The sequence below is a fragment of the Coleofasciculus sp. genome (assembly GCF_046565525.1).
Classification (GTDB): domain Bacteria; phylum Cyanobacteriota; class Cyanobacteriia; order Cyanobacteriales; family Coleofasciculaceae; genus Coleofasciculus.
Genome location: NZ_JBKHUP010000172.1, coordinates 1 through 11,118 on the forward strand (window position 1 = coordinate 1; position 11,118 = coordinate 11,118).

General features: G+C 47.2%; 7 protein-coding genes. 5 read left to right on the forward strand and 2 right to left on the reverse strand.

The window, feature by feature from the left end:
• The first annotated feature begins 144 nt into the window (after positions 1–144).
• The 3 genes from ACLGGO_RS33690 to ACLGGO_RS33700 all read left to right on the forward strand — a co-directional run bounded on the left by ACLGGO_RS33690 (position 145) and on the right by ACLGGO_RS33700 (position 5,970).
• Positions 145–2,859, forward strand: a complete 2,715-nt coding sequence (locus tag ACLGGO_RS33690; RefSeq protein WP_446422585.1) for a hybrid sensor histidine kinase/response regulator — start codon at positions 145–147, stop codon at positions 2,857–2,859.
• Between the two features lie 71 nt (positions 2,860–2,930).
• Positions 2,931–4,571, forward strand: coding sequence for a SpoIID/LytB domain-containing protein (locus ACLGGO_RS33695; RefSeq protein WP_446422579.1), 1,641 nt, complete (start codon positions 2,931–2,933; stop codon positions 4,569–4,571).
• Between the two features lie 289 nt (positions 4,572–4,860).
• Complete coding sequence (locus ACLGGO_RS33700; RefSeq protein ID WP_446422580.1) at positions 4,861–5,970, forward strand: FHA domain-containing protein; 1,110 nt, start codon at positions 4,861–4,863, stop codon at positions 5,968–5,970.
• Positions 5,971–6,146: 176 nt separating this feature from the next.
• Here ACLGGO_RS33700 and ACLGGO_RS33705 read toward each other — a convergent pair whose 3' ends face one another.
• Together ACLGGO_RS33705 and ACLGGO_RS33710 are read right to left on the reverse strand one after the other, a co-directional pair.
• Positions 6,147–7,829, reverse strand: a complete 1,683-nt coding sequence (locus tag ACLGGO_RS33705) for an EAL domain-containing response regulator (protein ID WP_446422581.1) — start codon at positions 7,827–7,829, stop codon at positions 6,147–6,149.
• A 358-nt stretch (positions 7,830–8,187) separates the two neighbouring features.
• Positions 8,188–9,240 carry a sensor histidine kinase gene (locus tag ACLGGO_RS33710; RefSeq protein WP_446422582.1) on the reverse strand — a complete coding sequence of 351 codons (1,053 nt, stop codon included), beginning with the start codon at positions 9,238–9,240 and terminating at the stop codon, positions 8,188–8,190.
• Positions 9,241–9,745: 505 nt separating this feature from the next.
• Here ACLGGO_RS33710 and ACLGGO_RS33715 point away from each other — a divergent pair.
• On the forward strand, positions 9,746–10,363 hold the full coding sequence (locus ACLGGO_RS33715) for a CP12 domain-containing protein (protein ID WP_446422583.1): 618 nt from the start codon (positions 9,746–9,748) through the stop codon (positions 10,361–10,363).
• 235 nt (positions 10,364–10,598) lie between these two features.
• Positions 10,599–11,118 (forward strand): hypothetical protein (locus ACLGGO_RS33720; protein WP_446422584.1); only part of this gene is annotated, 520 nt, incomplete at its 3' end.

Genomic DNA, 11,118 nt, shown 5'->3' on the forward strand with positions numbered 1-11,118 from the left:
TCGGGTGAAGACTTAGATGACTTATTTGCACAAGAAGAGGCAGAATTAGCCAGCAGCGCCGAGGTAGAGGATTTAGATGCAGATTGGTTAATCGATGAGTCTCAACAGATACAGCAACCAGAAACAGGGGAAACCGCCGCCGATATATTTGGGGATTGGGAAACAACAGAAACATCGTCGGGTGAAGACTTAGATGACTTATTTGCACAAGAAGAGGCAGAATTAGCCAGCAGCGCCGAGGTAGAGGATTTAGATGCAGATTGGTTAATCGATGAGTCTCAACAGATACAGCAACCAGAAACAGGGGAAACCGCCGCCGATATATTTGGGGATTGGGAAACAACAGAAACATCGCCTAGCGAAAACTTAGAGGAACTTTTTAGTCTGGACGAAGCGACTGTTGACGATGATTTTTCATTAGCAACTCTGGCAGAAACCGAATGGGATCTGGATTCACCCAGAGAAAGCGCCGACGAGTTTGCGGAATTAGAAGCTATTCTGAACGTGGAGATGCCAGCCGCAACATTGACCAGCGAAAGCGGCTATGAGTTTGCAGAATTAGAAGCCATGCTGAACGGGGAGACGTCAGCCGCAACATTGACCAGCAAAAGCGGCGATGAGTTTCCGGAATTAGAAGCCATGCTGAGTGATACTCCCTCACATACAGATTTGTTTGAGGATTTAGAAGTATTCTTAGGCGAGGAGGAATCAACTCAAGACAATCAATCGTCTGTCGCTAAAACTCGCCCATCTCAACAGGAAGATGAGCTAGATAAAGAGTTAGAACTCATGCTGCAGGAGGCTCTTCAGGAAACTGATAAATCCACGGTAGGTTCAGCCACAACAAATACAGGTTCGCGACAAAGCGCCTCTTTGCCAAGTCGGCGCACGCCTCGGACATTTGAGCAGACAATGCGAGTGCCGGTTAAGCATCTCGACAGTCTAAATAACTTGGTGGGAGAACTGGTGGTGAGCCGTAATAGCTTAGAACAAGATCAAGAGCGTCTGCGGCAATTCTTGGATAATTTACAGCATCAAGTCTCGGCGTTAAGTGATGTCGGGGCGCGGATGCGGGATTTGTATGAGCGCTCGCTTCTGGAGAGTTCTCTTTTAGCCAGTAGTCAACAGCGCTCTCGCTCTGTGTTCGGGTCAGAGACTTCTGCATCTGCATCCACGAGTTCCGAGTCAGGGGAGGACTATCACCCGTTGGAAATGGATCGCTTTACCGGCTTCCATTTACTCTCCCAAGAGATGATCGAGTTAATCGTGCAAGTGCGGGAGTCGGCGTCAGACGTGGAATTTTTGGTGGATGAAACCGATCAGGTGGCTCGCAACTTGCGACAGGTGACAACTCAACTCCAAGAAGGACTGACGCGATCGCGCATGGTGCCTTTTGCGAATGCGGCTGACCGTCTAACTCGTCCGGTGCGGGAAATTTCTCTCAAGTTAAAAAAGGAAGCCCAACTGCAAGTGGAAGGTCGAGAAACCTTGCTCGACAAAATGATCCTGGAACACCTTTATGATCCCTTAACCCACTTGGTCAATAATGCGATTACCCATGGCATTGAATCCCCAGAAGAACGGCAAGAGATGGGTAAACCAGCCGTGGGTCAAATTATCCTGCGAGCGTTCCACCAAGGAAACCAAACGGTGATTGCCATCTCCGACGATGGTACGGGTATTGACCCAGACCGGATTAAACGAAAGGCAATTGAGAAGAAACTGATCACCCCAGCCGAGGCGAGAGACCTAACCCCGACAGAGTTGTATGACTTTCTGTTCCACCCCGGTTTTAGTACCAAAGACGAAACCGATGAATTCGCGGGACGGGGTGTGGGGATGGATGTCGTCCGCACGAGTTTGAGCGAAATTCGGGGCGCAATCTACATTGATTCGACATTAGGAAAAGGCACAACGTTTACCATTCGTCTACCCTTAACCCTGAGTATTTGTAAAGCTCTATGTTGTCTTTCCGAGCGCGCTCGCATTGCCTTTCCTATGGATGGGGTGGAAGATATGTTTGATGTATCGCGCGATCGCTTCCACAAGGATGCCAACGGTCAAGTCGGTGTCTCCTGGCGGGACACGTTCCTGTCGGTACAACCTCTGAGCGAGTTGCTCTCCTACAACCGTTCCATTAGTCGGGGCAATGTTTATGGGGGTAAGCGAGAAGACGACCAAATCTCAATTGTCGTGCTACGCAGTTCTGGGACATTCATTGCGATTGAAGTGGATCAAGTCTTAGGCGAACAGGAAATCGTAATTAAACAACTCGAAGGTCCTGCGCCTAAACCCATTGGCATTGCTGGGGCGACAGTCTTAGGAGATGGTCGAATCATGCCCATTGCCGATGTGTTAGAACTGATTGATCTTGCCAGTGGACGCCTGCGGAAAGACAGCGTGACGATATGGTCAAGAGGGGACAGCGAAGGTGCAGGAATTGAGGAAGCCCCAGAAACTCGCCATGAGCCACTGGTTCTGATCGTGGATGACTCGATTACAGTCCGCGAACTCCTTTCGATGACCTTCTCCAAAGCTGGTTATCGGGTGGAACAATCCCGCGATGGTCAAGAAGCCTGGGATAAACTACGCTCAGGCTTACCCTGTGATATCGTATTCTGTGATATCGAAATGCCAAGAATGGACGGATTGGAACTGCTGTCTCGACTTCAGAAAGACGAGAATCTTAGCCAGTTACCCATTGCCATGCTTACCTCTCGTGGGGCGAAACGACATCGGCAAATGGCAGCACAGCTTGGCGCGAGTGGTTACTTTACCAAACCTTATCTGGAAGAAGTGCTACTTGATGCGGCTCAGCGGATGATTCAGGGTGAAGTGCTCTTTAGTGCTGAGGCTTGATGAATTTGTAGTCGTATGTCTGGAACAGGCTCCCCCAGCTTCCCCTACCGGACTTGATATAACTTGATATCATGCAGACCAAAAACTCTTCCTCAATCATCAATCACCAATCACCAATCCCAACTGTCCTGAAAGCCTGCGCGATCGCCTTCTGGCTTTGGGGGCTCTCTGGAAGTATGGCGGCTCAGGCGGAGGATGTAGACCTGAAAGTGGGTGTGGTGCAGCGTTTTGGCTCAGAACCCACCGATGAACTGATCCTAAAAGCCACACCTGGGGATCGCCTGAGTTTGCGGTTTTTGGCGGGAAATATGCAACCCAAAACCCTGGAAACCGATCAGGTGACGCTGGAAGTGGCGATGCAACCCCTATCCCAACCCCTTTTAGCTGAACATTTAGTCCTCAGCGATCACGCCACCTTTGAAACCGCAGAAGATGCGGCGAATCAATGGCGTTCACAGGGGATTCAGGTGGAAGTGGTGCAGCCGGAACGCTGGCAAGTTTGGGCGAAAAGGGATGTCTATCAGACGCCCCTGCTGCGACGCCTATTGCTGCAAAGCCTTCAAGCTCAAGGAAAGAACACAGTTAGACTAGAAAGTCAAGTCCTTCCCCAAGTGCCGCGAATTTCGTTTGTGGTAGATGGCTATCGGTATAGTCGTCAGTGGATAGAGATTGATTCGGAGAATGATTTAATCCAGGTAACTCGTGGTGAAGATAAGCGCAACCCGCGACTGTATGCAGGGAGTCTGAAAATCCAGCCTAATGCTTACGGGACTTACACCCTGGTTAATGACGTTCTCTTAGAAACCTATCTGCGCGGCGTTGTCCCTCATGAAATAGGACCAGGGGCGCCTTATGCTGCAGTAGAAGCGCAAACTATTATTGCCCGCACCTACGCCCTGCGGAATCTCCGTCGATTTACGGCGGACAATTACCAAATCTGTGCAGATACCCATTGTCAAGTCTATCGGGGACTCACAGGAACCGTTCCCACGGCTGACCGCGCGATCGCAAAAACCCAGGGGCTAGTCTTAACCTATGATAATGAGTTGGTAGACGCCTTATACTCCTCCACCTCTGGCGGTGTCACCGCGCCCTTTAGTGATTCGTGGAACGGATCAGAACGTCCTTACCTAAAAGCTGTGGTTGACTCGCCTAAACCGATTTGGGACTTATCTAATAAGCCTTTAGGGAATGAACAAAACCTCCGCGAATTCATTAATTTGAAAGAAGGGTTCAATGAAAGTGGCAGATCCCCCTTCCGGTGGCGGATAGAAAACTCCCTCGAACAAATTCAGGCAGATTTACAGCGCTATTTGAAAAAAATCAAACACCCGCTAGCGGAGTTTACCACCATACAACAGATGCAAGTTGTCAAGCGATCGCCAGCCGGACGCATCCTCAAGCTTAATGTGCAAACAGATAAGGGTGTGGTTGAACTCCATAAAAATGAAGTCCGTAGCGCCTTTTATCCACCTCGCAGTACCCTATTTTACCTTGAACCCATATACGGTGCTGATAAAACCCTCAAAGGCTATGCCTATGTCGGCGGTGGCTTTGGACATGGCGTTGGTTTGAGCCAATATGGTTCGTATAACTTAGCCAATCTGGGTTGGGCAGGGGAGAAAATTCTCACGTTTTACTATCCAGGAACCCAAGTTCAACCGTTAAATGATTCCATTGTTTTTTGGCAAGAACCAGGTAACAAGAAATAATATCATATCCGGTTGAATAATTACACGTTGGTACTGTTATCAGCGATAATTTCAATCCGGTGTTCCTCCTGTAAGCGATCGCGGACTAACAGATAGAGAGTTTTCACATAAATATTGTAAGGGCGGGTCGCCCCTACAATGTTTTCTGGTAATAGGCGATACTCAGCGGGGAGCGAACCCGAAACCCAACAGTTACCTATCTCGTCCTAGTTACCATGCCGGAATCCGGCAAAGCTTTGTTAGTCTAAAAATATATAACCTGCCATTCCTCTCATCTCACTAACCGCTCATGTCTAGCACCACTACCCCCCTCATCCAAACGCTAAACCCAGAACGCTGGGTTGGGTGGAGTATGGACTTTATCGGCGCAGGTTATACAGGTTTGTTGGTCAAAAATGGTAAACTTGTCCGCAAATTGAAACCGGGGCGTCATTTCAGCTTCGCCTTACCCCTTCTCGAACAATGTGAACTGGTTCTGGTTGATAGCAAGATTCGCCACCTAGAAATCGTCTCCCAAGGGGATTTCTTATCCCGCGATCAATATTTGATTAATATTTCCCTAAATGTCATGTACCAGGTGGTAGATGCGAGACGGGTAGCCCTGGAACTCTCAGATCCAATTGCAGCGCTGACGAGCGCAGTAAAAGATAGTTTAGGGGTAGCTGTAGGTCAATTGCGGATGGAACAATTAGTTAACCAGGGACGAGTACATATCCGACAATACCTACTTGACCATGCCGAGGTATCCTATTCCCTAGGCTTTGCCCTAGAAGACGTGCGAGTCAGTGATATTAACTTTCCGCAGACGAAGGGAATCATTCGTCAAGTGGAGGGAATGAGCGCCACACAGGAAGCCGAACACGAAGCCGCCTTACAAATGCAAATCGCACAAGCCAGTCGCCCCGTTATCCCCCCACCTTCCATACAGCACGTTAATATCATTGCACCCCATACCCCCAACGCCAATCCTCCTGCTTTTGGCACTTCCCCTCAACCGAATTCTTTACCCAGCACTGGAGAAGCCACAGCCAATCTACCTGTAAGAGATAAACCCGTATTAGCGCCCACGATAATTTCCCAACCCTCTAGTGGAGTACAGGCGCGTCTAGTCCACCACTCATCGGGTGCGACATTCAATTTATCAGCTAGCACCTGCACGATTGGACGAGAACCGAGTAATACGCTGGTTCTCGATGATGGGTTGAGTTCCCGCTATCATGCTCAGATTACTCAATCCAAAGATGCTCAAGGTCAAGTCCAGTACCAGTTAACGGATGTGGGTAGTTCTAATGGTACATTTATCAATGGACAACAGCTTACCCCCCATCAACCTTGCACCCTAACTCCGGGGAATATCATCCGCATTGGCAATCAGGAATGGACATTTAAAGCTGAGTAGATTCTTCGCTGTGCTTATCAAACGCTTGATAGACTAAAGCCATCACATCATTCAGTTGGCAATGTAAATTTTTTTATACTCTTACTGAAAAATCGAGAAGTCGAAGCGATGTTTAAACGCCTGTGGTATGGAGAGGACTTTAATCAGAACAGTGATATTTGATTTTGTCAATAGGCTCAACTTGATAACAGGGGAAACTTTTTCCCTGTACTCAGTAACTCAGCAAACGCCTCAGCCGATAAGGGCGGACTAAACCAATATCCCTGGATTTCATCACACTGATGTCCTTTGAGAAAATTTAATTGACTTAGCGTCTCCACCCCTTCCGCCACAACCTTTAACTTGAGACTGCGAGCCATTTGTAAAATTGCCGTTGTAATCGCTTCATCGCGGCTATCTTCAGTCAGCTGACAGACAAAAGAACGGTCAATTTTTAACACATCAAAGGGGAATTTCTTCAATTGACTTAAGGCGGAATAGCCTGTACCAAAATCATCAATGGAGATCCGAATACCCAAGGATTTGAATCTCTGCAATGTCGCGATCGCGGCTTCTGGATTTTGCACTAATGTACTTTCGGTGAGTTCTAACTCTAAATAATGAGGATTCAATCTAGTTTCATGGAGGACATCCACGACGAAGTCGGCTAAATTGGACTGATTAAACTGACGGGGCGATAAATTAACGGCAATCCGTAAGGGATATATTTCCTGATCTTGCCAGATTCGCGCTTGCTGACAAGCTTGTCTGAGTATCCATTCGCCCAATGGCACAATTAACCCGGTTTTTTCCGCTAAGGGAATAAACTCAACAGGCGGAATAATCCCGCGTTGAGGATGATTCCAGCGCACCAAGGCTTCCGCCCCCTCAATCTGTCCCGTGAGCAGATTCACTTTCGGTTGATAATAAAGCTGAAACTCCTGCCGTTCTAAGGCTTGACGCATTTGGATTTCTAGCTCAAAGGCTTCTTGAGATTTTGCTCCAATTGAGGCAATGTAAAATTGGTAGCGGCGATTTCCCGATTGTTTGGCTTCCTCTCTTGCCACACTGGCATGTCTAATCAGGGTGTCGAGTTCTCGACCATCACGCCCTAAGATCGCAATACCGATGTAGGCAGACAGGAAGATTTTATGAGAGTTTACCTGAAACGGTAAATCAAATGCTTTTAATAGGGCTTCGACAATTTGAATACTCTCTGGTTTAAGATAACTTCGACTCAAGAGAATAATAATATGGTCACTATCGATTTGGGCAATAGCATCCTGCACTCCTAACAGATGGCGTAGGCGTTCGACAACGGCTTGAAGCAATTGATCGCCGATGGCAAGTCCTAAGGTATTGTTCAGTTGGTTAAGTTGTTCGATCTCCAAAGACAACAGAAAAATCTGAAGTTTACCCTGATTCCCCTGAGTCTCTAGCTGATCAAAACGTTTCTGTAATAACTGACGATTGGGCAGATTGGGATTGATCACAGACTGCTGTTGGCGTAATTTCACCTTTTGCAGCCGAGCCGCGACTGCACCGAGGATTTGGGCGCGAGTAAAGGGCTTAGTGACGTAATCATCAGCTCCCAAAGTCATACCCTGACGAATATCCGCCCGTTCTGTTTTTGCGGTTAGGAAGATAAAGGGAATCGCAGCCGTTGGTGGATACTGTTGCAGGATCTGGAGCACACCATAACCATCCAGTCCCGGCATGAGGATATCGCAAATAATCAAATCGGGCTGTTTGGTTTGAGCCAATTCCACACCTGTGTTACCGTTATCTGCACCAAGCGTCTCGAACCCCTCAGCGTTCAGGAGTCTGAGTAGATTCTGGCGAATGGCTTTCTCATCTTCAATTACTAAAATCGTCGTCATGACTATAGCTCGCTGGATATCTCGCCCAATGGGAGCAAGTCGGAAAACGAGGCGAGTATTATCGCTTTCCTGTTGAACAAGTTAGCAATTTTGGGCTAGAGCCCAATCCTAATAAAATGTTGGGCTTATGGAAGCCAGGAAAAATTATGACTTAGATTTCTATTGTGCTTATGTATAGTATTCTAAAATTAAATACTTAAAACCCATAGAAATTCACTAAATTTTGCAGATATATTTTTCTCTAATTAGAGAAAAATATTTGGTTTGGATTAATGATTGTTGAAGACTCAATACGTGGATATTTGCTGCCGTTTTAGTTTAAAATCCCCCACTCCTCGGTTCTCCTGTTTCCTATTGCCTATTCCCGGTTCGCGGTTCCCTGAATGCTGATTTTGCTCCCGCGATCGCCTATCAAGGGTAACCGAACCGTAAACGTCGTACCGACGCCAACTTCACTGGTTACGGTAATTTGACCCTGATGAAGATCAACGCATTGTTTAACAATGGCTAACCCCAATCCTGTCCCCGCGATCGCGCCTACATTTTTCCCCCGATAGAAAAAATCAAACAGGTGGGGTATATCCTCTAACGGGATACCAATCCCCTGATCCTGAATCTCAAAGCAAGCATTCTCTCCCTCACAGGCTAGATTGAATCGAATCGTACCGCCCACAGGAGAGTATTTAATCGCATTGGATAGTAAGTTAGACAGTATTTGTCGCAGTAGTTTTTCATCCATCATCGCGGGTAAACAAGTCACCTGACTCACAAAGGCGAGGGTATAGGTTTGATTCTCATCGTCGGTTAAGTGTTTGATAGTTAAACCCTGCTGAATCTGAGTCACTAACCGTTGACAAAAGTCATGGAGTTCCACAGGGGTGGGAGTAAAGGGTAGTTGTGCCACATCAGCCATACCGACGAACTGCATATTTTCCAAAAGTTGCAGCATCTGTTGCACCGTTTCCTGAATCAGATGCAACTGTTCCACTTGTTCAGCTTTTGTCCATTGGTAATGTTCCAACAATTCAGCGGTAGACAGAATCGTTGTCAGGGGTGTGCGGAATTCATGAGAGGTGATAGATAGAACCTGAGATTTTAAGTGTCCCCGTTGTTTTTCTTTGGCTAAAGCATGAAGAATTTCGGCTTCGGCTTGCTTACGTTTGTCCATTTCCGAGTTTAGTCGCGCAAACGCCTGATTGAGTTCAGTAAGGATTTGCGGGAAGTTCTGAGGGTGTTCAGGGAGACTCTGTTGTGACTGTGGTTGTGACGCTGATGTTGAAGACGGCGTATGAGTGAGAACCTGTTCAATACCTATCACAATCAAGGTTTCAGGGGAAATGTCCAGGTGAGTTGCCATTTGTTGCAACTTTACCCAATGGTCATCAGTAATGGTAATCGCGATCGTTTGCATCTCAGGTTAGAGATTGAGATGCTACCAGTTTAGCTTTGAGGATTGGGGAAATGGGAATTGGGGAACAGGTAATTGGGGAACAGGTAATTGAGGGTTGGGGATTGGGGAACAGGTAATTGGCGGTTGGGGATTGGGCTCTCGCATTCGCGTTGAAATGTTGGCAGAAAACCGATCAATCTGGGCGCGAATGCGAGAGCCCCTACGAATGTACCCTGTTCCCTGTTCCCTAACGAATGACGATCTCCACCGTAGATTCAAGGGCTCTCGATAAGCAATAATACTTAAAACGCGCTAAAATAGCGGTAAAGTCAGTGGGACTCTCCGGGTAGAGCAAGAAGAGACAACCCTAATCAAAAATGCTCAACGATAGAAACCTTGTACTACATTATAATGGCGATTCGGATCACGTCAAATTGAAAATTATGACGTGAGGCACCTCGCCTATTTAGCTGATAGGCTTCCCTGTCACATCATAAAGGCAGATAAACGTCCAGGAGAAACTCAAATGATGATGAAGGCTCAAGACATCATGACCACAGATGTGGTGACCATTCGCGGTTCAGCGACTGTAGCTGACGCCGTGGATTTGATGAACGATATGGGTCTGCGGGCTTTAATTGTAGATCGCCGCCATGACCAAGATGCTTATGGCATTCTGACGGAAACTGATATTGTTTATAAAGTTATTGCCTATGGCAAAGATCCCAAAAAAGTGCGGGTTTATGAAATAATGAATAAGCCCTGCATTGTGGTCAATCCTAACCTCGGCGTGGAATACGTGGCGCGATTATTTGCCAATACCGGTATTCGCCGCGCTCCGGTGATCAAGGATAAACTGCTGGGCATTATCTCTATTACCGATATTCTGACCAAAGGAGACTTCCTCGAAAAACCCAAGACTGTAGTCCTTGAAGACGAAATCCGCAAAGCTGTAGAAGAAGCACGAGCAGTCTGCGCCCAAAAAGGTCCAACTTCTAAAGAATGTGCCGCCGCCTGGGATATTGTGGAAGAACTGCAAGCTGAAGCTGCACACCAACGGGCAGAAAAGCTCTCTAAAACAGCGTTTGAGGAATACTGCGAAGAGTATCCTGAAGCCATGGAATCTCGAATTTATGAGAGTTAATCTGACTTGAGATTTTACCGGGCTACCCGGAAAACAAAGCTAAATCCGCTCGTGATATCCTCCACCACCCTAATCTTTGATGGGGTGGTGGCTTTTTTGGCAATTCGTGCTTACTTGAATAGAGGTAGTACATTTTTGGGCAGAACTGGGCTAGGATAATTTTGCTGTTGGATAAATGAACAACTGTTGCGAGCCAATTGGGTCAGGAGAATCGGGCAGAATGAAAAAAAGAGTTATGTCATCTTTGATTGTCGCTGTTATCACGACAAGTTTAATTCCTAGTCCAGGTAGGACTGAGAATATAAGTAACGACTCAACGCCCGATGCTCGCCAAATCAGTCAGTTATTTTATCCACCACCCAGCGAGGAACCGACGTTTCGGGTTATTGGCAAAGGTCGAGCCAGTCAACCAGCCGATAGCGCCAGTCTCCTATTCAAATTTGCCAGAAACTATTCTTCGCCGCCAGAGGGGGTATTATCTCAGTTTGAAACACAAGAGGTAATCACACTAGAGATGCTGCAACCAATCCTGGATGCTCTCAAAGCGATTGGCGTCTCTGATCAGGCGATTGACTTAGAAATCATTGAACCCAGCGCCAGCTTTTTGCCCTTTCCCTTTCCCTCCACAGCCACAGAGGGAGGAGCGCAACTCGTGGTAACGGTGGAAAATCCCAGCCGCGATCGGTATTCCTCTAATCGCTCGCATCAATGGACATTTCTTTCCTTTGTGGACATAAGTGTAACCGTCAGCTTTC